We start from the raw sequence: 23446 nt of genomic DNA, 5'->3' as shown, positions 1-23446 counted from the left end.
CGTCTGTGCTCAAGTGAGGGCATGCCCCTGGTGACGGGCAGGGGACAGCTAACAGGCAGCGCAAAGGGTCAGTGTAGCCACTTGGCACACTGATGTCCAGTGCGGGTTTTTCGCGACCCTCGTTGTTGTCAACGCCCTCGGATCCTGCCCTCAACGCACGTTGATACTGCCCTCTTCGTCGTCGATCCATGCCTCGGATTCGGATCCTTGTGACGACGCGTCCTGAGAATTGCGCGCTGCGTGCGGTTCGTCAAGGCCCTCCCCGCCCAAACCGGATGCTGCGCTCGTCACTTGCAGCCGGACACCAGGGGCGCTTGAGGGCACGACGAAGATCACCATACTCCCCGCACCATCCGGTGCAAGGCAGCCGCCGCCCGACCCTCGGAACGCCGAAGAGCGACCACCCGGATGGATGGTCGCTCTTCGGTGCGTTCGCGTTACAGCCCTACGGGGCTGCCGTCAGCGCGCAAAGGAGTCCACGCGGACCCGTGGGGTCACTTGACCTCGACGGAGGCGCCGGCGCCCTTGAGGGACTCGGCGGCCTTCTCGGCGGCGTCCTTGGCGACCTTCTCCAGGACAGGCTTCGGGGCGCCGTCCACGAGGTCCTTGGCCTCCTTCAGGCCCAGGGAGGTCAGCTCACGCACGACCTTGATGACCTGGATCTTCTTGTCACCGGCGCCGGTGAGGATGACGTCGAACTCGTCCTTCTCCTCCTCCTGCTCGACCGGGGCGCCCGGGCCGGCGGGGCCGGCAACGGCGACCGCGGCGGCGGCGGTGACGTCGAACTTCTCCTCGAAGGCCTTCACGAACTCGGAGAGCTCGATGAGGGTCATCTCCTCGAACTGCGCGAGCAGGTCTTCCTGGCTGAGCTTCGCCATGGTGGGCGATCCTTCCACTAATTCGGCTGGTGCCGGATGTACATGTATGGCGGGCGTACGTTCGGCCCGCTACGACCTCCGCCTCGGACGGCGGCGGTCATTTCGCGAGCCGAGTTACTCGGCACCGCCCTGCTCGGCCTGCTTGGCACGAAGAGCGTCCACGGTGCGGACGAGCTTCGACGGGAGCGCCTGGAAGACCTGAGCAGCCTGAGTCTGCTTGCCCTTGAAGGCGCCCGCCAGCTTGGCGAGCAGAACCTCGCGGGACTCGAGGTCCGCAAGCTTCTTGATCTCGTCGGCGGACAGCGCCTTGCCGTCAAGGACACCGCCCTTGATGACGAGGTTCGGGTTGTCCTTGGCGAAGTCACGAAGACCCTTCGCCGACTCCACCGGGTCACCGGTGACGAAGGCGACCGCCGTCGGACCGTTGAACAGGTCGTCGAGCGTCGTGATCCCGGCCTCGTTGGCCGCAATCTTGGTCAGCGTGTTCTTCACCACGGCGTACTGGGCGTTCTCACCGAGCGAACGACGCAGGTTCTTGAGCTGCGCCACGGTGAGACCCCGGTACTCGGTCAGCACGGCGGCGTTCGAGCTGCGGAACTGCTCCGCGAGCTCGGCTACCGCGGCAGCCTTGTCGGGCCTTGCCATAGAGCGTCGGCCTCCTTCCGGGTGATGGACCGCTCGGAAGGGGCTGAGATAAACGAAACGCCCCGGCGCAGGCGCTCGGGGCGGACTCGACCGGCCGCACGCGCAGGACGCGTACGCTCCGGGAGTTCTTCCACACTCACCTGCGCGGGTCGCCCACTTTTCAGCGGATCCTTCGGCCACCGCACCTTCTCGCGAACGTACGGCAACGACCAGCGGTCTTTGGCTTCTGAAGGAGAGTACGGGACCTGCTCGCACTCAAGCAAATCGGACCGTACGGGGCAGCCGGGTTGCGCCCCGTCCGGTCGTGTGTCGCGCTGGTGTCCGCCGGAGGCTTGGCACGGGCCCGCCTGTCCTCCGGCATCCTCCCGGTCCGGTTCAGGAGCTGGTGCCGGAGCCGCCCGCCGCCGTGCCCGAGCTCTTCACCAGGTCGGTGAAGTCCTTGGTGTCGTTCGCCGGGGGCTTCTGGGCCGAGACCTTCACGCCGTAGTCGCTGTAGTACGCGGTCTGGGTCATCCGGCCGGCCGCCATGTCGGCCTTCTCGACCTTCTTGACCAGCAGGTTCTGGTCGTTGACCCAGATGTCCACGGTCTCCGTGCTGACCCCGGCCTGGGTGAGCTGCTTCTTCAGGTCCGCCAGCTGGGTCGCGCTGAGGTTGCTGCTCTTGCCGGCCAGGTCGGCGACGTTCACGGTGCCCGAGTAGTGCGTGGCGTTCACGCCGGAGACCTTCTCCTCGCCGACCTTCTTGACGTCCCCGGAGGCCAGCAGCAGCTTCACGGACTGGTTCGGCGTGGTGTTCTGCATCTGGTCCTTCAGATACGCGCCGGAGCCGCCGCCGAGCTGGGCGAGGTCGTCGTACGCGTACCGGATCCAGTGCTTGCCGCCCGCCTGCTGGGCGAACTTGTCGCTCATGTGCGCGTAGTAGGCGTCGGGCAGATAGCGGGCCTCCATCGACGTCGAGCCGAGCTGGCGCATCGTCTGGGCCGTTGAGCCGCCGGTGTAGTCGATGGTGAGCGTGCCCTGCAGGCCGTCGGCCCAGCTGAGGGCGCCGTCCGCGGTCATGGACATCACGGAGCCGATGGTCGTCGACGAGCGGACCTTGGCCGACTCGGCCTTGTCCGTGGACTTCTCGGCGGAGCGCAGGGCCGCGACGGGGCTGACGTGCGTCGTGCTCTTCCCGCCCGCCTTGTCGTCCTTGCCGGAGCCGTTCGAGGAATCCGAGGAACCGCAGGCGGCCAGCCCCGTCAGCGCGGTCACCACCGCGATCGAAAGGGTCACGCGGCGCACGGTCGTGCTCTTCATGTCGTCCCACCCCTATGCGAGTCCTGCGCCAGTACGCCGGCCCGGCGCACTGGCGGTCGTACGAAAAGTCGCACAAAGAAAGGACGGGCCCGGAACCTCATAGGTTCCGGGCCCGCCCTTCGATGACGCGTACCCGACGCGGCTACCGGGGTGAGCTCAGGCTCAGACGGCGGCCGGGTCCTCCTCGACGAGGAGGTTGCGGGTGCGGTTCGAGTCGACCGGAATGCCGGGGCCCATCGTGGTGCTGATGGCGGCCTTCTTGATGTAGCGACCCTTGGCGGCGGACGGCTTCAGACGGAGGATCTCCTCCAGGGCCGCGCCGTAGTTCTCCACCAGCTGGGCGTCCTCGAACGACGTCTTGCCGATGATGAAGTGCAGGTTCGAGTGCTTGTCGACGCGGAACTCGATCTTGCCGCCCTTGATCTCGGTGACGGCCTTGGCGGTGTCGGGGGTGACGGTGCCGGTCTTCGGGTTCGGCATCAGACCACGCGGGCCGAGGACGCGGCCGAGGCGGCCGACCTTGCCCATGAGGTCCGGGGTGGCGACGACGGCGTCGAAGTCCAGACGGCCCTTCGCCACCTCGTCGATCAGCTCGTCGGCGCCGACGATGTCGGCGCCCGCGGCACGCGCGGCCTCGGCACGGTCACCGGTCGCGAAGACCAGGACCCGGGCGGTCTTACCGGTGCCGTGCGGAAGGTTCACGGTGCCACGGACCATCTGGTCGGCCTTGCGCGGGTCGACACCCAGACGGAAGGCGACCTCGACGGTGCCGTCGAACTTGGTCGTGGAGGTCTCCTTGGCGAGACGGACGGCCTCGAGCGGGGCGTACAGCTTCTCCCGGTCGACCTTGGCGTCCGCAGCGCGGAGAGCCTTGCTGCGCTTGCTCACAACTGCTCCTGTGTGTTCTGAAAGGAGTCGTGGTGTACGGGCCGAGCAGGCCCTACCACGTGCGGCTGCACATTCGGCAGCTGCATGGTTCTACGAAGGTGGGGCTCAGCCCTCGACCGTGACGCCCATGGAACGCGCGGTACCGGCGATGATCTTCGCGGCGGCGTCCAGGTCGTTGGCGTTGAGGTCGGGCATCTTCGTCGTGGCGATCTCGCGGACCTGCGCCTCGGTGATCTTGGCGACCTTGGTCTTGTGCGGCTCGCCGGAGCCCTTCTCAATGCCCGCGGCCTTGAGGATCATCTTCGCGGCCGGCGGCGTCTTGGTCACGAAGGTGAAGGAACGGTCCTCGTAGACCGTGATCTCCACCGGGATGACCCAACCGCGCTGCGACTCGGTCGCGGCGTTGTAGGCCTTGCAGAACTCCATGATGTTGACGCCGTGCTGACCCAGCGCCGGGCCGACCGGCGGGGCCGGGTTGGCTGCGCCGGCCTGGATCTGGAGCTTGATGAGCCCCGTGACCTTCTTCTTCTTGGGAGGCATGCTCTCTCCGGGTCCTTACTGAGAGGTTGATTACCAGCTGCGTCATTCGGCTGCACCAGGAAGTGCATGATCCCGCAGATGGCATACCGCACAACGATAGCCGCTGTGCCCCCGGGACAAGAAATCGTCCAGGTCAGGAGGCCTGCGCGAGGTCTTCGGCCGCTCACTCGGAAGGGGTACGGCGGCCGGCTCGCACGGATCGTCCCGCCCCCAGGGACGCCACGGCGGACATGCGGCATCCACAGTTCCCCGTCGGGCACGGATCGGCTCCGGATGTCACCCGTTCAGCCCGCCCCTGCCCCGCTAATGGCCCTCGGCCGCGCGCGCCGGACCGCTCGCCGGGCTCTGATGGCGTCAGAGGCATGAACGGCGTGTCTCACCACTCGAAGGAGTCGACCCCCATGCGCCGCACCGCCCATACCGTTTCCGCTGCCGCCCTGGTCGGCCTCATAGCCGGCACCACCGCCCCGGTCGCCTTCGCGGCACCGGCCGAGCAGGTGGATGCACTGAGGGCGGCGCCCCAGAGCCGGTCCTACGAACCCCAGCAGGACGCCGCCCAGGACAACGCCCTGGTCCCGTCCGAGCAGTCCCAGCAGGACTTCGGGCAGAGCACCGCCCAGGAGGCCGCGCCCGGCGACTTCGCCCAGGACTCCGGGCCGGTCGACATCCCGCAGAACCCGTCCCTTCAGGACGCCTCCGGACAGCAGCCCGCCCTGGACCCGGCCTACGAGACGGCGTCCCAGGCCGAACCGGCCGGAGTGCTGCCCCAGGCCGACCCGGCCTCGGTGCTGCCCAAGGGCGGTACCAACGAAGAGAGGCCCACGGGCGTCTCCCCCACCGGGGGAGGCACCATCTCCAGCAACGGGACCTCCAGTCCCGTGCAGCAGGTGGTCATCCAGAACCCCGTGAACAACGCCAATGAGCAGGGTTCGCACAACGTCTCCCACGACAACGAGAACAACGAGAACCACCGCGAGGAGGGACGGGGACATGGCGGGTTCTTCCCCGGGCCCTTCCTGGGCGGCTTCGGCAACCTCGGGACCAACATCGTCGCGATCCCGCGCGGCACCGCCGGCGTGAGCAATTTCGCGGCCGCTCCCGCCGTGATCCCGGGCCCCGTGGCCGCGGGCGAGGGCGGTTCCATCAAGTCGCCGGTGCCCACGATCGTCGCGGGCGGTGCCCTGGTGGCACTGGGCTGCGCCGCGGCAGCCCACCGCCTGTGGCTCCGGAGGCGGCGAATGAACTGACCGGGTCCCGCCCATGGGCCCACACGACACAAAGAACACCCCTTCCGGCGGCGGAACCGCTGGTAGGGGTGTTCCTGAGTCAGGATCCGACTTAGTCGGACTTAGTTCTTCTGGATCTGGTCGAAGGAGAGCTCGACCGGCGTCTCGCGGCCGAAGATCTCCACCAGGCCCTTGACCTTCTTCGAGTCGGGGTTGATCTCGTTGATGGTTGCCTGCAGCGTGGCGAACGGGCCGTCGGTGACGGTGACCGAGTCGCCGACCTCGAAGTCCAGCACCTGGACCTCGACCTTGCGCTGCGGGGCGGGCTTGCCCTCGGCCTCGGCGGCTTCGCGGGCGGCCTTCTCCTCGGCCTCCGGGGCGAGCATCTTGACGATCTCGTCCAGGGTCAGCGGGTAGGGGTCGTAGGCGTTGCCCACGAAGCCGGTGACGCCGGGGGTGTTGCGGACAACGCCCCAGGACTCGTTCGTCAGGTCCATACGGACCAGGACGTAGCCCGGGAGCTTGTTCTGCTTGATCGTCTTGCGGTCGCCGTTCTTGATCTGGACGACCTCTTCCTGCGGCACCTCGGCCTGGAAGATGTAGTCCTCGACGTTCAGCGAGACGGCGCGCTGCTCCAGGTTGGTCTTCACGCGGTTCTCGTAGCCGGCGTACGTGTGGATGACGTACCACTCGCCGGGCAGCAAGCGCAGTTCCTCGCGCAGGGCCTGGACCGGGTCGACGGGCTCGGCGGGCTCCTCCTCGGCCGGCTCGGCCGACTCGTCGGCCGCGATGACCTCGCCGTCTTCGTCCTCGACGTGCAGAGCGGCCTCCTCGGCCGGCTCCCCCGACTCGGCCTCGGCAGCCTCGAACTCGTCCTGCTCGTCCGCGCCCTCGACGATGTCGAGCTCGTCGTCCACCGCCTCGGCAGCAGCCCCGCGAGGCTCAGCGGCGTCGTCGTTCAGGTTCGGGTCAGACACGATGGCTGCTTCTTCCTGGATACATAGAGGTGGAACATGCGAAAACGGGCGCCGGTACCACGGCGCCCTTCGCTCTTGGCTCAGCCGAAGACGTACTTGGCCGCGTGGTTGAGCCCATAGTCAATCACGGTCACCAGCGCGATCATGATGGCGACGAAGAAGATCACCACAGTGGTGTACGACGTCAGCTGGTTGCGTGTCGGCCAGACGACCTTGCGGAGCTCCGCGACGACCTGTCGGTAGAAGATCGCGAGGCGCTTCAGCGGGCCTTTCTTGGCACGCTTGCCGCCCTTGCGGGTCTTCTTCTTGGACTCCGGCACCTCGTCCTGAGCATCAGGCGTGTCGATGGAGCCCACGGCGTCCGTCATTCGTCCTCACCTGATCCCGGGTCGTGGCCGTGCCGCGCCCGGTTTCTGAGCCGCACGGCGGTGCAATGCTGTACGTACATGCGCACACATCCTGGCGGTGTGTGTAGCAGGGCCGGAGGGACTTGAACCCCCAACCGCTGGTTTTGGAGACCAGTGCTCTACCAATTGAGCTACGACCCTTTGGTGTTTCCCCCAACTTACCGCATCCGACCGGGTGCTCGGTGTGCACCGGTTGAACGCGGCCGCCGAAGGCCAACGAGGTAGGAGTGTACGTGGTCCGGGGCCCGGCGTCGAACAGAATGTGTCCGCACGACCTCACCGGGCGGAAGATCGTCCTGGCGGCAGCCCGGATCCGGACTCTTGTTCAGTGGTCGGCCCGATGCCGCTCAGTCTGTGAAACCGGCGTGCCGGGGTCGTTTCCCGTCTGAAACGATGGACCCCATGAGCGCTGCAACCCCTCCCACCGAGCGCCGGGTCTCCGCCCGAATCGGCGCGATCTCCGAGTCCGCCACCCTCGCCGTGGACGCCAAGGCCAAGGCCCTCAAGGCCGCCGGGCGTCCGGTGATCGGCTTCGGCGCGGGTGAACCCGACTTCCCGACCCCGGACTACATCGTCGAGGCCGCCATCGAGGCCTGCAAGAACCCGAAGTACCACCGGTACACACCGGCCGGCGGTCTGCCCGAGCTGAAGGCCGCGATCGCCGCGAAGACGCTGCGGGACTCGGGCTACGAGGTCGACCCGGCCCAGATCCTGGTCACCAACGGCGGCAAGCAGGCCATCTACGAGGCCTTCGCCGCGATCCTCGACCCGGGCGACGAGGTCATCGTCCCGGCGCCTTACTGGACGACGTACCCGGAGTCGATCCGCCTGGCCGGCGGCGTCCCGGTCGACGTCGTCGCCGACGAGACGACCGGCTACCGGGTGAGCGTCGAGCAGCTGGAGGCGGCCCGCACGGAGAACACGAAGGTCGTCCTCTTCGTCTCCCCGTCCAACCCGACCGGCGCCGTCTACAGCCAGGAGGAGGCCGAGGCGATCGGCCGCTGGGCCGCCGAGCACGGCCTGTGGGTCCTGACGGACGAGATCTACGAGCACCTCGTCTACGGCGACGCGAAGTTCACCTCGCTGCCCGCCCTCCTGCCCGAGCTGCGCGACAAGTGCATCGTGGTCAACGGTGTGGCGAAGACGTACGCGATGACGGGCTGGCGCGTGGGCTGGATCATCGGCCCGAAGGACGTGGTCAAGGCCGCGACGAACCTCCAGTCGCACGCCACCTCCAACGTGTCGAACGTCGCCCAGGTCGCCGCCCTGGCCGCCGTCTCCGGCGACCTGGAAGCCGTCGCGAAGATGCGCGAGGCGTTCGACCGCCGCCGCAAGACGATCGTGCGGATGCTGGACGAGATCGACGGCGTGGTCTGCCCGGAGCCCGAGGGCGCCTTCTACGCGTACCCGTCGGTCAAGGGCCTGCTCGGCAAGGAGATCCGCGGCAAGCGCCCGCAGACCACGGTCGAGCTGGCCGCGCTGATCCTGGAGGAGGCCGAGGTCGCGGTCGTCCCGGGCGAGGCCTTCGGCACTCCCGGCTATCTGCGGCTGTCGTACGCGCTCGGTGACGAGGATCTCGTCGAGGGCGTGAGCCGGATCCAGAAGCTGCTGGCGGAGGCGCGGGACTGACGTCCCTCGGTCGCCGGCTCACTTCTCCACGCGTGTGGCGGGTCGTTTCCCTGTGGGGAGGCGGCCCGCTTCTTCGTCTCCGTGTGCGAGCAAGACCACGTTCGAGGAAAGTGCTACCGACACGACACGGGCATACGGCAGGATCCTGGGATGGAGCGTGTACGTGATGTCTCTGAGCTGCCGAAAGCCCATCTGCATCTGCACTTCACCGGCTCGATGCGGCCGGGGACCGTCCTGGAACTGGCCGACAAGTACGGCGTGCGTCTGCCCGAGGCGCTGACGGAAGCACTGACCAGCGGGGAACCGCCGAAGCTACGGGCCACGGACGAGCGGGGCTGGTTCCGCTTCCAGCGGCTGTACGACGCGGCGCGCTCCTGCCTCAGAGAGCCGGAGGACATCCGGCGCCTGGTCCGGGAGGCCGCCGAGGAGGATCTCAGGGACGGCTCGGGCTGGCTGGAGATCCAGGTGGACCCGACCTCGTACGCACCCCGCCTGGGCGGTCTGATCCCGGCGCTGGAGATCATCCTGGACGCGGTGGAGACGACCTCCCGCGACACCGGTCTGGGCATGCGCGTGCTGGTGGCCGCCAACCGAATGAAGCACCCGCTGGACGCGCGCACGCTGGCCCGTCTCGCCGTGCGGTACGCCGACCGGGGCGTGGTGGGCTTCGGGCTGTCGAACGACGAGCGGCGGGGCATGGCGCGGGACTTCGACCGGGCGTTCCACATCGCGCGCGAGGGCGGGCTGCTCGCGGCGCCGCACGGGGGCGAGCTGACCGGCCCGGCGTCGGTGCGCGACTGTCTGGACGACCTGAACGCGTCGCGGGTCGGGCACGGTGTGCGCGCGGCGGAGGACCCGCGGCTGCTGAAGCGGCTGGCGGACCGGGGCGTGACGTGCGAGGTGTGCCCCGCGTCGAACGTGGCGCTGGGGGTCTACGAGAAGCCGGAGGACGTCCCGCTGCGGACGTTCTTCGAGGCGGGCGTCCCCATGGCCCTGGGCGCCGACGACCCGCTGCTGTTCGGCTCCCGCCTGGCCGCCCAGTACGAGCTGGCCCGCCGGCACCACGGTTTCACGGACGCGGAGCTGGCGGAACTGGCCCGGCAGTCGGTGCGGGGTTCGGCGGCGCCGGAGGACGTGAAGACGAAGCTGCTCACGGGCGTGGACGACTGGCTCAGCGCCCCGGCCTCTTGAAGTGGGCATAGGGCGGATACGCCTTGAAGCAGACCAGGACCTCGTCGGGGTGCCCGCCGCCACGGCCGGGCGGCTCGACCAGTGGCAGCCCCGCCATCATGCGTGAGTGCCCTTCGGCGACACGCTTCTGGCGCGGCCCCCAGCCCGCCGCGTAGGCGAGGGACATGGCCGTCTCGGCGAAGACGTCCCGGCTTCCGAACAGGAAGAACGTGCGTGCGTGGGTCGTGTGCCGCAGCTCGTCGCGAAAGCCGGCGCGCTGCTGACGGCCGCGCCAGGACGCGGCGTCCCGCGCCGTGCGTGCCTCGTCGGTGCGAACGGTGAACGGGGTGCCGGCGCCGAGCGCGCGGCGCAGCGCGGGCCACTTGCTGGGGCGCAGTCCGTACGCATGGTGGACCAGGACGAGGTCGACCGGTTCCCCGATGCCTTCGTCCGGCGGGACCGCGTCCCGCAGCGGCACATGGACGATGGTGTGCCGTGAATAGGCGGCGAAGGAGAACAGGCCCGCGAGCCGGTTCAGTCCGTCGTGGTCGCCGTAGAGCCAGCCGATGGGGTCCGGGGCGCGCAGTGTGGTGTGGCGCAGGGGCTGCCGGGGCTGGACGACGCGGTGTTCGTGGGGTCCCGTCCGGGGGCGGAACTGGCGCAGTCTCAGCTGCACGGCGGTCTCAGCCGCATAGCGGTCTCAGCTGCATATAAGGGGGCCTCATGCCCCCAGGGTCGCGGTCGGGCGCGGCCGTCGGCAACGGAAATTCCGCCTCCGGAGACCGCGCACGGCCTCCGGAGCGGCCCGGCTCCTAGAGGCTGACGCCCACTGTCACCGGCTCGTTGACCAGCGTGATCCCGAAGGCCGCGCGGACGCCCGCCACGACCTCGCGGGCCAGGGAGAGGAGGTCCTCGGTGGTGGCCTCGCCCCGGTTGGTGAGGGCGAGGGTGTGCTTGGTGGAGATGCGGGCGGGCCCGCTGCCGTACCCCTTGGTGAAGCCCGCCTTGTCGATCAGCCAGGCCGCCGAGGTCTTGGTGTGGCCGTCGCCCGCGGGGTAGGCGGGCGGCTCGACGCCGTCGCCCAGCCGCTCGCGCACGCGCGCGTGGAACGCGGTGAACTGCTCGTGGGTGAGGATCGGGTTGGTGAAGAAGGATCCGGCCGACCAGGTGTCGTGGTCCTCGGCGTCCAGGACCATGCCCTTCCCGGCACGCAGGTCGAGGACGGTCCTGCGGGCGGCGGCGAGCGGCACCCGGTGCCCCGGCTCGACCCCGAGGGCGCGGGCCGTCTCGGCGTACTTGATGGGGGCCGACAACCCGTCCGCGTCCTCGAGTTCGAACCGGACGCGCAGCACGACATAGCGCGCGGGGTCCGCCTTGAAGCGGCTGTGTCGGTACGAGAAGGCGCACTCCTCGTTCGTGAGGGTGACCGTCCTTCCGTGCCGCCGGTCGTACGCGATCACTTCGGTGATGGTGGAGGAGACCTCCTGGCCGTACGCGCCGACGTTCTGGATCGGCGTCGCGCCCGCGGATCCCGGGATGCCGGCGAGGCACTCGATGCCGGCGAGCCCGGCCTCGACGGTGCGGGCGACGGCGTCGGTCCACACCTCGCCCGCGGCCAGCTCCAGGGTGGTCCCGCGCAGCTCGAACCCGCTGGTGGCGATGCGCAGGCCGGTGCCGTCGAAGCCCTTGTCGCCGATGACGAGGTTCGATCCGCCCCCGATGACCAGCAGCGGTGTCCCGCTGTCGTCGGCCTCGCGGACGGCGTCGACGACCTCGGCGTCGGTGGTCGCGGTGACGAGCCGGGTCGCTGGACCGCCCAGCCGGAAGGTGGTCAGCGGGGCGAGGGGGGCGTCGTGGAGTTCCTGCACGCGCTCAAGACTACGAGACAGCGGTGACAGCGCCGGCCGGGTGGCTCGCCGTAGGCCTTCACTGCCTCCACCACTGCCTCCACGCGCGCGTAGGGCCCCGTTCCGGAGAACGGGGCCCTACCGCGCGCGTGTCCGTCATCGGACCGCCGGAGGTGTCAGCCGGCGACGGGCTCCAGGACCGGCGCCTGCTCGTTCGTCGCCACGAGCCGGGCGGCGCGGCGCCGGGCCGGGATCACCAGGGCGGCGAGGGCGGCGAGGGCGACCACTCCGGAGCCCGTGACCAGGGCGGGCCGCAGACCGTCGACGAAGGACTGCGCGGACTCGTAGCCGCCCTGCGCCGAGAAGATCGAGGACATGATCGCGATACCGAGCGCTCCGCCGACCTCGCGCAGCGCGTTGTTGGCGCCGGAGGCGATGCCCTGCTCCTGCGGGCGGACGCTGGACATCACCAGGTTGGCGGCCGGGGCGAAGTAGAGGGCCATGCCGATGCCGCTGATGATCAGGGCGGGCAGTTGGGCGGCGTAGGAGGCGCCGGCCGTGTCCACGTAGGCCAGGTAGCCGAGCCCGACGGCCTGCAGGAACAGTCCGGTGGCGACGACCGGGCGGCCGCCGATGCGGTCGGAGAGGATGCCGGCGATGGGCGCGACGAGCATCGGCATGCCGGTCCAAGGCAGCATCCGCAGGCCGGCCTGGGTGGGCGAGTAGCCGAGGACGCCCTGCATGTACTGGCTGAGCAGGAAGATCGAGCCGAACATACCGAGGAACATCAGCAGGCTCGCGGCGTTGATGCCGGCGAAGGCGCGGGAGCGGAAGAGCCGCATGGGGAGCATGGGGTTCTTGGCGCGGGAGCCGTGGACCACGAAGGCCGTCAGCAGGGCGACGCCGGCGATCAGCCCGGTCAGCACGAGGGAGCTGGTCCAGCCGTCGGCGGGTCCGCGCACCAGGCCGTAGACGAGACCGAAGAGACCGCCGCTGGCGAGCAGGGTGCCGGGGATGTCGAGCCGGGCGCCGGCGCCGTACGACTCGGCGAGACGGAGGCGGGCGAGCGGCAGCAGGGCCAGGCCGAGCGGGACGTTCAGCCAGAAGATCCAGTGCCAGGAGACGTGTTCGGTGAGGCTGCCGCCGATGAGGGGTCCGGAGGCGACCGCGAGGCCGTTGACGGCGCCCCAGATGCCGTACGCCATTCCACGCTTGGCGGCGGGCACGGCCGCGGTCAGCAGGGTCATGGTCAGCGGCATCATCACGGCGGCGCCGACGCCCTGGACCGCGCGGGCCATGATGAGGGAGTCGATGCCGGGCGCCATGGCCGCGGCGGCGGAGGCGCCGGTGAAGACGGTGAGCCCGGCGAGGAAGAGGCGGCGGCGGCCGAAGCGGTCGCCGAGCGCGGCGCCGAACATCAGCAGCACGGCGAAGGTGAGCGTGTAGGCGCTCACGGTCCATTCCAGGTCGTCCAGCGCTCCGCCGAGGTCCCTGCGGATGGAGGGCAGGGCGGTGGTGACGACGAGGTTGTCGAGGGACGCCATGAATCCGGCGACGCTGGTGATGACGAGGGCCCAGACGACCTGCCCGCGGCGTGCGGTGGTCGGTTCGGCCTGCTGTTCCGTCTGCATGTCCGTCTGCATGTCCGTCTGCTGTTCGGTCTGCTTCGACATCGCTCCCCCAGAGCGTGGTCCACGATCAATGATTAGTTATTGATTACTAACTTTCGCGGCCATGAAAAGACGCCGGAACGCCTCTCCCTGTGCCTCTACTCCTTCTCCAGCCGCCCCGTGACCCGGGCGGACGGATACATCCCCTCCCAGACCTCGTGCTGGGGCGGAAACCCCATGGCCGTGAGGGTGTTGATGAGCATCCCGTAGGCCAGGAAGTTCGTGGTCTCCCCCACGTCCGCCCCCAGGGGCAGATGCACGGTCTCCCACAGCTTCATCCAGCCGGCCCGCACGGCCTCACCGAACTCGTGATCGCCCTCGGTCTCGGCGGCGGCCACCGCGATGTACGTCTGCATCTGCATCTGGAGCCGCTCGGGATGCTCCTGGATCAGTCGCACGTACGCGTTGGCCATGGCGTGCAGGGCTTCCTCGCCGTCCAGCCCCTTCGTCGCCTCCTCGAAGACACCGCACACGTCCTCCATGCAGCGCAGCGAGGCGGCGGCGAAGATCGCCTTCTTGCCCGGGAAGAGCCGGAAGAGGTACGGCTGCGAGACGCCTACGCGCTTGGCGATCGCCTCGGTGGAGGTGCCGTAGTAGCCCCTCTGCGCGAACTCCGCGATCGCCGCGCGTACGACGCTCTCGCGCCTCTCTTCCGCACTCATCCTCGCCATGAGAGAAAGTTAGTACTCAATCACTAACTAAGTCAAGGGGGTGTGGGGCGTTGGGTTTTCGGGGTGTGGGGGCGGGGCGTGCGGGGGCTGGCGCCGGGCGCGGAGTCGGCTGGGTGGGAGGCGTTGTGAGCAGGGGGAACGGTGGGCGGGGCATGGGTGGGGTTGGCAGTGGGTTTGGGCCGGGTGTCGGGCGGGTGGGGGCGCGGGGTGCCTGGGAATCGAGCAGACGGGGACCTTCCTCGGCCCTGCTGCTGTCCCGCTCGGCGGGAGCGCAGGGCGCGGAGGGTGTTGGGGAGCGGGCGGGGGCGCGGGCGAGCGCGCAGGATGCCGAGGGCGGTCGCCCGCTCGGGGCCGGGGACGGTCGCCGGATGCTCGCTCGGGGGAGCGCGGGCTCGCCTGAGGATCGTGGGCGGAGGGCGGCGACTATGGCCACCAGTCCCCATGCGCCCACGCGAAGACCAGCAGGGCAACGCCCATGCACAGCGGACCGCTGGCCCCGCCGGTCCACGGCTCGCAGCGGTCCAAGATCACTGCAGCTGGAGACGACCGCCGGGGCCCGCTCGCGGGTGTCGCGGGCTCGACCCGAGGATCGCGGACGGACGGCAGCAACCACAGCCACCAGTCCCCATGCGCCCACGCGAAGACCAGCAGGGCAGCGCCCACGCACAGCGGACCGCTGGCCCCGCCGGTCCACGGCTCGCAGCGGTCCAACATCACTGCAGCTGGAGACGACCGCCGGGGCCCGCTCGCGGGTGTCGCGGGCTCGACCCGAGGATCGCGGACGGATGGCAGCAACCACAGCCACCAGGCCCCATGCGCCCACGCGAAGACCGGCAAGGCAGCGCCCATGCACAGCCGCCCGCCCCGCCAGTCCACGGCTCGCGGCGGTCCAACATCACCGCGGCCGGAGGCCCGCTCGCCGGCGTCGCGGGCTCGACCCGAGGATCGCGGGCGTATGACAGCACCAGCCCCCATGCGTCCACGCGAAGACCGGCATGACAACGCCCATCCACAGGCACCCGCCGGCCCTGCCCGTCCGCGGCGCGCAGCGGTCCCACGGCACCCCGACCTTTCCCCGGCCGCTCCGCTGTCCCCCTCCGCGAAAGCCAGGCCCTCTCGCAGCGCTCCCCTCGCAATGGACCTGCTGAGCAGTCGGGCTGAGATGGCTCGCAGCGCGATGAGGAAGTGCACGTCGGAGTCACGGGCGTGCCCGCGGAACGTCGAGGAAACTCATCCGAGGATCGCGAACGCGTAAGGGGCGCCCCGTCGCAGAGGGCGCCCCTTGTTTCGTACGCGCGGTGTTCAGGCCAGGCGGACCACGGCCCGGGACATGCCCAGTACCTTCTTGGCGTCGCTCATTGCCGTCAGGTCCACCCGGACCGTGTTGTCGTCGAGCTTGGCCGCGACCTTGGCGGTGACCTCGATCACGGCGCCCTTGTCGTCGTTGGGGACGACGACCGGCTTGGTGAAGCGGACGCCGTACTCGACGACCGAGCCCGGGTCGCCGGCCCAGTCGGTCACCACACGGATCGCCTCGGCCATGGTGAACATGCCGTGTGCGATCACGTCCGGCAGACCCACCTCCTTGGCGAACTTCTCGTTCCAGTGGATGGGGTTGAAGTCCCCGGAGGCCCCCGCGTACCGCACCAGTGAGGCGCGGGTCACCGGAAAGCTCTGCGCCGGCAGCTCGGTGCCGACCTCGACCTCGTCGTATGCGATCTTCGCCGTCATCGGTCTCAGCCCTCCCCGCCCTCGGCGTCCGCCGCGCGCGCGACCAGCTTGGTCCAGGCGGTCACCACGTGCTCGCCCGCCTCGTCGTGGACCTCGCCACGGACGTCCAGGATGTCGTTCCCGGCAAGGGACTTGATCGCCTCGATGGTCGAGGTGACCGAGAGCCGGTCACCGGCCCGCACCGGGCGGCTGTAGACGAACTTCTGGTCCCCGTGCACCACTCGGTCGTAGTCGAGCCCGAGCTGCGGGTCCTCGACGACCTGTCCCGCCGCCTTGAAGGTGATGGAGAACACGAAGGTCGGCGGAGCGATCACATCGGGGTGGCCGAGCGCCTTGGCGGCGTCCGCATCCGTGTACGCGGGGTTGGTGTCCCCGACCGCCTCGGCGAACTCGCGGATCTTCTCCCGGCCCACCTCGTAGGGCTCGGTGGGCGGGTAGGTCCGCCCCACGAAGGACTGGTCGAGCGCCATGGCCCGGCACCTCCTGATGTCTGCTGTGGTTGACCTGCTCGGCTGCCGTGACCGGCCGAACCGACCGGTAACCGGGGCCGGAACGACACGAGGCCGCCCCCGAACTGCGGGGGCGGCCTCGTGTACGAGCCTGATTTATCGCGTCTCGCGGTGCGCGGTGTGCGCATTGCAACGCGGGCAGTGCTTCTTCATCTCAAGACGGTCCGGGTTGTTACGCCGGTTCTTCTTGGTGATGTAGTTCCGCTCCTTGCACTCCACGCAGGCCAGCGTGATCTTCGGGCGGACGTCGGTGGCAGCCACGTGAGTGCTCCTTGACGAACGGATGGGTTATTCAACGCAAGAAAGAGTAGCCGATCGAAGGACCGACCCCGCAATCGGCTACTGTCAGTAGCGGTGACCGGACTTGAACCGGTGACACAGCGATTATGAGCCGCTTGCTCTACCGACTGAGCTACACCGCTTTGATGCGATCAGATCCCGCCTTGCGGCGGGAACCGTTCACACCAGAGCCCCAATACGGAATCGAACCGTAGACCTTCTCCTTACCATGGAGACGCTCTGCCGACTGAGCTATTGGGGCGAGCGATGAAGACATTACACGCTCGGCAGCCGTTCACCCAAATCCGTTTCGAGCACCCCTCCCTGCCCTCTTGCACCGGCTCCCCGGCAGCCCCGTGGGCACCTCCGGACCACGCCGGTACGACTATTGCGCTCCTCCCGGACCTGTGCGGCTCGTCACCCTAGGCTCGACTCACTCTGCGTGATCTTGCCTCCCCGAGCACGGTCCCCGAGCCTTTGGCCCCCGTGGCCCCCTGGACCCCCGAGCCCTTGGAGCGCGATGCCCGACAGCCAGCCGCAGCCGCCCCATTCGTCGTCGAACTCGTCGGGTTCCCCGGGACGACCCGACGGGGCCGCCCTGCTGCTGTGCGGGGCGCGACTCACCGACGGCCGGACCGTGGACGTGCGGCTGGGCGGCGGGCGTATCGAGGCGGTCGGGACGGCCGGCAGCCTGGCGCCGGGCCCGGTCCGTGCCGCGGGCACCCGCGTGGACCTCACCGGCTATCTGCTCCTGCCCGCCCCGGCGGATCCGCACGCCCACGCCGACACCGCGCTGTCGGCCGACACCTGCGGACCGGTCTCGTACGACCCGGAGGACGTCCAGCGCCGGTGCACGGAAGCCGCGCTGCTGCAACTGGGCCACGGGGCAACGGCGCTGCGGGCCCATGTGCGCGTGGGCAATGTGCAGGGGCTGGGCGCCCTGGCCGCCGTACTGCAGGCACGGCGTTCGCTGCGCGGGCTCGCCGAGCTGACGGCGGTGGCGATGCCGCGGCTGCTGACCGGGGTGGCCGGGGCCGAGGGGCTCGCGATGCTGCGGGACGCGCTGAAGATGGGCGCCGCCGTGGTGGGCGGCTGCCCGGATCTGGACCCTGACCCCACGGGCTACGTCGAGACGGTCCTGGAGCTGGCCTCCGAGCACGGCTGCCCCGTCGACCTGCACACGGACGCCGCCGACCCCGCGCGTCTGGCCCGGCTCGCGGCGATGGCGGGCGGTCTGCGCCCCGGCGTGACCCTCGGCCCCTGCGCCGGTCTGGCCCGGCTGCCCGCCGAGGCGTCCTCCCGCGTCGCGGACCAGCTCGCGGCCGCCGGGGTCACGGTGGTGTGCCTGCCCCAGGGCGGCTGCGGGGGCGTCGACCGGCGGGGTACGGCTCCGGTACGGCTCCTGCGGGCGGCCGGGGTCCGGGTCGCCGCCGGGAGCGGGGCCCTGCGGGACGTCTCCAACCCCGTCGGCCGGGGCGACCCCCTGGAGGCGGCCTACCTCCTGTCGTCCCGCTACGGCCTGCGTCCCGAGGACGCCTACGACGCGGTGAGCACCTCGGCCCGCACGGTCCTCGGCCTCCCCGAGGTCCGCGTGGAGGCCGGCTTCCCCGCCGAGCTCCTCGCCGTGCGGGGCCACCATCTGGCGGGCGCCCTGTCTCTGGCGTACAGCCGGATCGTGGTGCACCGCGGCCGCGTGGTGGCCCGCACCAGCGCGGTACGGGAGTACTGCAACTCGGCGGTGGCGGCGGAACTGGGGCTGCCGCGGCAGGGGCGGGGGCAGGTCTCGTAAGCCCGGGGTCGCGGAGCCGGCCGACCCTGATGCGGCCGCACGCCCCCGGCCGCCACACAGCCCCGCCCGCCGCACGACCCCGGGCGCCGCACGACCCCGGGCGCCGCACGACCCCGGGCGCCGCACGACCCCGGGCGCCGCACGGCCCCAGCCGCCGCACCACGGTCGGTCGGATCCGGCGGATGAGGCGCCGCGGGCGTACGGTCGGAACCATGCGCATTGTCATCGCTGGTGGTCATGGTCAGATCGCGCTGCGGCTGGAGCGGCTGCTCTCCGCGCGCGGGGACGAGGTCGCGGGGATCATCCGCAAGGCGGAGCAGGGCAACGACCTCCGGGAGGCGGGCGCCGAACCGGTCCTGCTGGACCTGGAGTCGGTCTCCGTGGAGGAGGTCGCGGCGCATCTGCAGGGCGCGGACGCGGCGGTGTTCGCGGCGGGCGCCGGCCCGGGCAGCGGTGTGGCACGGAAGGAAACCGTGGACAAGGGCGCGGCGACGCTGTTCGCGGACGCGGCCGTCCGCGCGCGCGTACGCCGTTTCGTGGTCGTCTCCTCGCTGGGCGCGGATCCCGCGCACCAGGGCGACGACGTCTTCGACGCGTATCTGCGGGCCAAGGGCGAGGCCGACGCGTACGTGAGCCGTCTTGACGCCCTCGACTGGACGATCCTGCGCCCCGGTTCCCTGACGAACGACGCCGGCACGGGCCTCGTACGCCTGGAGGCGCACACGGGCCGCGGCATGATCCCGCGTGACGACGTGGCGGCCGTACTGGCGGAACTGGTCGACACCTCGGCGACGGCCGGTCTGGTCCTGGAGCTGATCGGCGGGTCGACCCCGGTGTCGGTGGCGGTGAAGTCGGTGGCCGGGAACTGAGGCCCTGCGCCCGGCCTGTGACACAGCTCACCCATGCAAAAGTCGAGGCTGTGGCGGCATAGGCAACCTCCAGGCACCTCGCAGGTAAATTCCAGCCAGCCAGCAGGTAAAGTCCCACCACCCTCTTGAGAGAACATCCATACGCACCGGCTTCCGGCCCGCGGCCATCTCATCGCGCCGGTCAGCGAGTCCGTGCTCGGGGATGTTGAGTTGCCTGGAGCCCGCGAAGTGTCAGCATCCCCCCTGCCCGCTCGGTTGCGCACCGCGGCGGCACGCCTCCTCCTGCCCACGGTGCTCGCCCTGTCGTACGCCGTACAGGCAGCGGGCGCCTTCCTCCCCAGCGTCCCCCTGCTCGCGGGCGCCACCGCCGTCGGGCTGGCGGCGGACTTCGCACTGCACCGCTGGCAGCGGAACCTGGCCACCGCCCTCGGCAAACTGCACGCGACCGTGTTCGTGCGCCAGGTCGTCCGGGACCTGCTGATGGTGGCCGGCCTGATCGTCATCGAGGATCAGGACTACGAGAAGAAGTACCTGGTTCTCGTCTGCGGTCTGCTGGTCTTCTACGCCCTGCACTTCGCGTGCCAGGCGGTGGCGATCCTCATCCGCCGCACCCGCACCCTGCCCGTGGTGACCCGGAACATCGACGCCTCGCCGCTGCGGCTGAGCCCCGCTCCCCCGGCGCTGCTGATGCAGCGCTCCGGGCAGCGGCTCCTCATGTTCAGCCTGCCCTCGACGGCCGGCCTGCTGACCGACGCGACGGGCGGCTCGACCCGGTGGGCCGCCGCGGGAATCGCCGTGTCCGCCGCCCTCGCGGCGGTGGCCGTCGGCATGCTGCTGCTGCGACTGCGCCCGGGACGCGGGCCGGTGACGAGCGAACAGGCGCTGGAGTGGTTCGAGGCCTGGCTCGCGGAGTACCGGCCGACGGTGGGCATGTACTTCTCCGGCGGTACGAGCTCGGCCTACCAGGCGAACATGTGGCTGGAACCGCTGGCCCGGCTGGAGGGCCGCCCGCTGATCGTGCTGCGTGAGCGCTTCATGGTGCGGAAGATCGCCTCCACCGACATCCCGATCGTGTGTCTGCCGAAGGTCGCCGACCTGATGAGGCTGGAGCACTCGACGCTGAGGATGCTGATCCACCCGTCGAACTCGGGGAAGACCTCGCAGGTGCTGCGGATCCCCACCATCAAGCACGCGTTCGTCAACCACGGCGAGAGCGACAAGCTGTCCAGCTGCAATCCGTACGCGAAGGCGTACGACGAGGTGTGGGTGGCCGGTCCCGCGGCGCGCGAGCGGTACGCCCTGGCGAACGTGGGTGTCGACGACCGGGACGTCGTGGAGATCGGACGCCCGCAGCTGGACGCGATCGCGCCGTACGCCGGTGCGCCCACGGGCCCGTGCACCACGGTTCTCTACGCCCCCACGTGGGAGGGCTGGGACGGCAACCCGGGCAACACCTCGGTGATCGAGGCCGGCGAGAACATCGTCCGCGCCCTCCTGGCCGATCCGGGGGTCCGGCTCCTGTACAAGCCGCACCCGCTGACCGGCTCGGTCGAACCCCGGGCGGCGGCCGCGAACACCCGGATCCAGGAGATGATCCGCGCCGCGAACGTCGTACGCACCGCGGAACACCCCACGGAGCGGCCCTCGCCCGCCGCGGCGGAGGAACTGGCCCGCCGGAGCGCCGAACTCGACCGTCTGACCACGTCCGCGTTCCGGGAGAGCGCGGACGACGCGGAGCGGATGCTGCTCCAGTCCGTCCCGGAGCCCGGCCGGGCCGCGGCCGTGGCCGCCGCGACCGCCGCCTGGGAGGCCGCGTACTGGGCCTCGTTCCCGGCGTGGGAGCACCGGATCATCACCGAGGCACGGCCGACCGTCTACGCCTGCTTCAACGTCGCCGACGTGCTGGTCAGCGATGTCTCCAGCGTCATATCCGACTATCTGGAGAGCGAGAAGCCCTACGCCGTCGCCAACACCAGCGGCCTTGCCGAGCAGGACTTCCGCGACACGTTCCCCACGGTCCGGGCAGGCGCCGTCCTCACTCCGGACGCCTCCGGCATACCCGCCCTGCTGGAGTCCGTACGCCACCCCGAGCAGGACACCTACGCCGAGGCCCGCACCGAGCTCAAGCTGCACCTGCTCGGCCCCTCCGACCCGCCGTCCGTCGTCCGCTTCAACGAGGCGGCCCGCACACTGAGCGCGAAGGCCGAGGAACACCGGGCGGGCATGGCGGTACGAGCACTCGCGGCGATCCCGAGCCAGCGGGAGTCCGGGTCACCACTGGAAAGCGAGCCCCTCAAGGGCTGAGCCCCGCGGCGAGTACGCCGTACCGGCAGCACCGCCCGGGCCACAACCCGGGCGGTACGTCCGCCATGCGGGCCGGTTCTGCGCGACGAAGGCACGCAGTAAGGATGCCGACGACCGGGACTCAGGACGCAACCGGCGGGCGGACCTACGGAATCAGCAGCGCCGGCCCGTTCTCCCCACCCAGGTTCGCCCCGAACTCCGCTCCCGCCGCCGGTGCCCCCAGGTCCAACGGGTTCTCCGCGAAGGCCCTCGAAGCCGTCGGACCGGAGGCCGTGCCGCGCAGCAGCCACACCGCACCGCCGTTCGCGACCCTGCCCAGGTCCTCACCCGGCGCGCCCGCGGCGAGGTCCGCCTTCCCGTCCCCCGTCACGTCCGACAGCCGCACCGAGCCGCCGAACAGGTCGCCCCTCTCCACGGTCCCCGGGACACCCGGTGTGCCCTGATGGAACGCCTGCGCGCCCGTTCCGTTGAGCCCGCTCCTGCCTCCTTCGAGCAGCACCACCGAGCCGGCCTTCGCCACCGAGCCGATCGCCTCACCCGGGTCGCCCACGGCCAGGTCCGCGTATCCGTCGCCGTTCATGTCGCCCGCGCTCAGCCGCGCTCCGAACTGATCGCCCTTCTCACTCACGCCGGGCACGCCCGCGGTCTCCTGCGTGATCGTCTTCGTACGGGTCGTGCTGGGCCCGGCCGACGAGCCGTAGTAGATCTTGATCGTCCCCGGGTCGTCCTCCAGATACGTCTCGCCGTTCGGGAAGACCCGGGTGGCGAGATCGTCGTAGCCATCCTTGTCGAAGTCGCCGACGGCGGTGGTGTTCGCCGAGGGCAGCCGCCCGGGGACGGTGGACAGGCCCTGCTTCGTGCCGAGCCACAGCTTTCCGCCCTCGGCATGATCCTCGTATACGTAGAAGGTCGCGAGGTCGTCGATGCCGTCGCCGTTGAAGTCGCCTGCCGCGGTGGAGCAGATCGTGTTGTCGGTGCTGAACGCGGTCAGCTGCTGCTCGCGCGCCGGCGCCCCGTTCCGGCCGAACGGTCCGTAGAGCACGGCGCGGAAGTCGAAGTCCTCGGCGTTGCGCATGAACAGGTCCGTATGCCCGTCGCCGTCGAAGTCGCCCGCGGTGATGTCCTCGCCGGTGAACGCGTTCGCGGGTGCGGGGATGCGGACCGCGCCCTTGCCGGAGATGCCCGTTCCACGGCCCCAAAGGATGATCACCGAACCGCCGATGTTGTTCTCCGGCTGGTACTCGTTCGTCACCACAGCCAGATCGGTCAGACCGTCGCCGTCCAGGTCACGGGGGATCAACTGGTGGCCGAAGCCGTGATTGTCGCCGGAGGCGCCGGGCACGCCCGGCGTGTCCTGCGTGACGATGTCGGTACGGGCCGGGCCGAGGCCGTTCGCCGAGCCATAGCTGATCGCGACGTACCCCGCCCAGGAGTGACCGTTCAGGGTGGCGGCGGGCGCGGCGACCGCGAGGTCCTCGTAACCATCGCCGTTGAAGTCCTCGCGCACGGCGGCGGACCCCTCCCCGGCGAACGCCGCGTCCCCGGCGAGCGGCACGGTGAACGCCCCGATCAGCACGGCAACTGCGGCGACTGTGCCGGCCGGTCTACGAATGCCCACGGGTCCTCCTTGAAGCGCGAGCGCACGCGGGTGAGCTTCGACGGTGAGACACACGGCAAGGGCGGATGGTTGTGCGGTGAACGGCACATGAACGCCCCGCACGACACCGCGGGCCCGGCACGAGGACGACATCCCGGTCCTGCGGGCCGAGCTCTACGACGACGTGGTCAACTCCTCGCGGGCCGAAGGCGGCCCGTGGCGGCCGGTCACGCCCGGCTCGAGGGATCCGCGGCTCGTGGTGGACGACAAGGAGCAGGGGCACGTCCCGTTCTCCGTGGTGGAGCTGGACGGCGGCACCCTGGTCGGCACCGCGACACTGTGGGGCATCGACAACCACAACCGCTCCGCACACATCGGCCTCGGACTGCTGCCGTCCGCCCGCGGCAAGGGCTACGGCAGGCCTGGGTGATGGGCGAGTTCCTGGACGAGGTATTGCTCGGACTCCTCGCCCAGGACTGGAAGCCGGACCGGAAGCCCGACTCGAAGCCCTAGGTCGCCGT

The 23446-nt window shown here is 70.2% G+C and carries 22 protein-coding genes, 3 tRNA genes and 1 pseudogene; 7 read left to right on the top strand and 19 right to left on the bottom strand.

The features are described 5' to 3' along the window. Window positions 1-150: 150 nt before the first annotated feature. From AB0I54_RS00385 to rplK, 6 genes are all read right to left on the bottom strand, one after another. On the bottom strand, window positions 151-339 hold the full coding sequence (locus tag AB0I54_RS00385) for a hypothetical protein (RefSeq protein ID WP_363293637.1): 189 nt from the start codon (window positions 337-339) through the stop codon (window positions 151-153). Window positions 340-494: 155 nt separating this feature from the next. Next, entirely contained in the window at window positions 495-878 is a 384-nt protein-coding gene (gene rplL / locus AB0I54_RS00380; protein WP_152784543.1) for a 50S ribosomal protein L7/L12, read from the bottom strand. A 114-nt stretch (window positions 879-992) separates the two neighbouring features. Further along, window positions 993-1523 (bottom strand): 50S ribosomal protein L10, encoded by a 531-nt coding sequence (rplJ, locus tag AB0I54_RS00375; protein WP_363293636.1) that lies wholly within the window; start codon window positions 1521-1523, stop codon window positions 993-995. 375 nt (window positions 1524-1898) lie between these two features. Beyond that, window positions 1899-2822: a hypothetical protein gene (locus AB0I54_RS00370; protein ID WP_363293635.1), complete on the bottom strand. Its 924-nt coding sequence runs from the start codon at window positions 2820-2822 to the stop codon at window positions 1899-1901. A gap of 162 nt (window positions 2823-2984) precedes the next feature. Further along, window positions 2985-3710: a 50S ribosomal protein L1 gene (rplA, locus tag AB0I54_RS00365; protein WP_250402411.1), complete on the bottom strand. Its 726-nt coding sequence runs from the start codon at window positions 3708-3710 to the stop codon at window positions 2985-2987. A 105-nt stretch (window positions 3711-3815) separates the two neighbouring features. Continuing rightward, window positions 3816-4250 carry a 50S ribosomal protein L11 gene (rplK, locus tag AB0I54_RS00360; RefSeq protein WP_033528316.1) on the bottom strand — a complete coding sequence of 145 codons (435 nt, stop codon included), beginning with the start codon at window positions 4248-4250 and terminating at the stop codon, window positions 3816-3818. Between the two features lie 401 nt (window positions 4251-4651). Here rplK and AB0I54_RS00355 point away from each other — a divergent pair, with 401 nt between their 5' ends. Beyond that, the gene (locus AB0I54_RS00355) at window positions 4652-5497 is read left to right on the top strand and encodes a hypothetical protein (RefSeq protein WP_363293634.1); all 846 of its coding nucleotides are present in this window, start codon (window positions 4652-4654) and stop codon (window positions 5495-5497) included. A 101-nt stretch (window positions 5498-5598) separates the two neighbouring features. Here AB0I54_RS00355 and nusG read toward each other — a convergent pair whose 3' ends face one another. The 3 genes from nusG to AB0I54_RS00340 all read right to left on the bottom strand — a co-directional run bounded on the left by nusG (window position 5599) and on the right by AB0I54_RS00340 (window position 7001). After that, window positions 5599-6453: a transcription termination/antitermination protein NusG gene (gene nusG / locus AB0I54_RS00350; protein ID WP_363293633.1), complete on the bottom strand. Its 855-nt coding sequence runs from the start codon at window positions 6451-6453 to the stop codon at window positions 5599-5601. 80 nt (window positions 6454-6533) lie between these two features. Further along, entirely contained in the window at window positions 6534-6821 is a 288-nt protein-coding gene (gene secE / locus AB0I54_RS00345) for a preprotein translocase subunit SecE (protein ID WP_363293632.1), read from the bottom strand. Window positions 6822-6928: 107 nt separating this feature from the next. Then, a tRNA-Trp gene (locus AB0I54_RS00340) sits at window positions 6929-7001 on the bottom strand. Window positions 7002-7262: 261 nt separating this feature from the next. On the opposite strand from AB0I54_RS00340, the gene AB0I54_RS00335 reads away from it, so the two are divergent. Beyond that, window positions 7263-8489 (top strand): pyridoxal phosphate-dependent aminotransferase, encoded by a 1227-nt coding sequence (locus AB0I54_RS00335; RefSeq protein ID WP_363293631.1) that lies wholly within the window; start codon window positions 7263-7265, stop codon window positions 8487-8489. A 150-nt stretch (window positions 8490-8639) separates the two neighbouring features. Continuing rightward, a complete protein-coding gene (locus AB0I54_RS00330; protein WP_363293630.1) occupies window positions 8640-9680 on the top strand; it encodes an adenosine deaminase in 1041 nt (346 codons plus the stop codon). Here AB0I54_RS00330 and AB0I54_RS00325 read toward each other — a convergent pair. The 9 genes from AB0I54_RS00325 to AB0I54_RS00285 form a co-directional block, all read right to left on the bottom strand. Beyond that, window positions 9661-10335, bottom strand: a complete 675-nt coding sequence (locus AB0I54_RS00325) for a hypothetical protein (protein ID WP_363293629.1) — start codon at window positions 10333-10335, stop codon at window positions 9661-9663. The two genes, AB0I54_RS00330 and AB0I54_RS00325, sit on opposite strands and share 20 nt — an antisense overlap. A gap of 136 nt (window positions 10336-10471) precedes the next feature. After that, entirely contained in the window at window positions 10472-11527 is a 1056-nt protein-coding gene (locus AB0I54_RS00320) for a UDP-N-acetylmuramate dehydrogenase (RefSeq protein ID WP_363293628.1), read from the bottom strand. Window positions 11528-11682: 155 nt separating this feature from the next. Continuing rightward, window positions 11683-13137 carry a DHA2 family efflux MFS transporter permease subunit gene (locus tag AB0I54_RS00315; RefSeq protein WP_363294334.1) on the bottom strand — a complete coding sequence of 485 codons (1455 nt, stop codon included), beginning with the start codon at window positions 13135-13137 and terminating at the stop codon, window positions 11683-11685. A 137-nt stretch (window positions 13138-13274) separates the two neighbouring features. Next, window positions 13275-13847 (bottom strand): TetR/AcrR family transcriptional regulator, encoded by a 573-nt coding sequence (locus tag AB0I54_RS00310; RefSeq protein ID WP_363293627.1) that lies wholly within the window; start codon window positions 13845-13847, stop codon window positions 13275-13277. A gap of 1302 nt (window positions 13848-15149) precedes the next feature. Continuing rightward, complete coding sequence (locus AB0I54_RS00305) at window positions 15150-15578, bottom strand: MaoC family dehydratase (RefSeq protein WP_363293626.1); 429 nt, start codon at window positions 15576-15578, stop codon at window positions 15150-15152. A 5-nt stretch (window positions 15579-15583) separates the two neighbouring features. Beyond that, window positions 15584-16048: a MaoC family dehydratase N-terminal domain-containing protein gene (locus AB0I54_RS00300; RefSeq protein WP_316750031.1), complete on the bottom strand. Its 465-nt coding sequence runs from the start codon at window positions 16046-16048 to the stop codon at window positions 15584-15586. A gap of 135 nt (window positions 16049-16183) precedes the next feature. Then, window positions 16184-16348 carry a 50S ribosomal protein L33 gene (gene rpmG, locus AB0I54_RS00295; RefSeq protein WP_003948671.1) on the bottom strand — a complete coding sequence of 55 codons (165 nt, stop codon included), beginning with the start codon at window positions 16346-16348 and terminating at the stop codon, window positions 16184-16186. A gap of 88 nt (window positions 16349-16436) precedes the next feature. Then, a tRNA-Met gene (locus tag AB0I54_RS00290) sits at window positions 16437-16509 on the bottom strand. 46 nt (window positions 16510-16555) lie between these two features. Beyond that, window positions 16556-16628, bottom strand: a tRNA-Thr gene (locus AB0I54_RS00285). A 258-nt stretch (window positions 16629-16886) separates the two neighbouring features. Here AB0I54_RS00285 and AB0I54_RS00280 point away from each other — a divergent pair. The 3 genes from AB0I54_RS00280 (at window position 16887) to AB0I54_RS00270 (ending at window position 21328) form a co-directional block, all read left to right on the top strand. Then, a complete protein-coding gene (locus AB0I54_RS00280; protein ID WP_363293625.1) occupies window positions 16887-18155 on the top strand; it encodes an amidohydrolase family protein in 1269 nt (422 codons plus the stop codon). 212 nt (window positions 18156-18367) lie between these two features. Next, window positions 18368-19024 carry an NAD(P)H-binding protein gene (locus AB0I54_RS00275; RefSeq protein ID WP_363293624.1) on the top strand — a complete coding sequence of 219 codons (657 nt, stop codon included), beginning with the start codon at window positions 18368-18370 and terminating at the stop codon, window positions 19022-19024. Window positions 19025-19252: 228 nt separating this feature from the next. Next, window positions 19253-21328: a hypothetical protein gene (locus tag AB0I54_RS00270; RefSeq protein ID WP_363293623.1), complete on the top strand. Its 2076-nt coding sequence runs from the start codon at window positions 19253-19255 to the stop codon at window positions 21326-21328. Between the two features lie 145 nt (window positions 21329-21473). Here AB0I54_RS00270 and AB0I54_RS00265 read toward each other — a convergent pair whose 3' ends face one another. Then, window positions 21474-22946: an FG-GAP and VCBS repeat-containing protein gene (locus AB0I54_RS00265; protein WP_363293622.1), complete on the bottom strand. Its 1473-nt coding sequence runs from the start codon at window positions 22944-22946 to the stop codon at window positions 21474-21476. A gap of 130 nt (window positions 22947-23076) precedes the next feature. Between AB0I54_RS00265 and AB0I54_RS00260 the strand changes: the two are divergent. Then, a pseudogene (locus AB0I54_RS00260) lies at window positions 23077-23438 on the top strand (GNAT family N-acetyltransferase). The last annotated feature ends 8 nt before the right edge of the window (window positions 23439-23446 follow it).

The sequence above is a fragment of the Streptomyces sp. NPDC050625 genome, from assembly GCF_040654755.1.
Taxonomy (GTDB): Bacteria; Actinomycetota; Actinomycetes; order Streptomycetales; family Streptomycetaceae; genus Streptomyces.
This window is presented reverse-complemented; position numbering and strand designations above follow the sequence as displayed.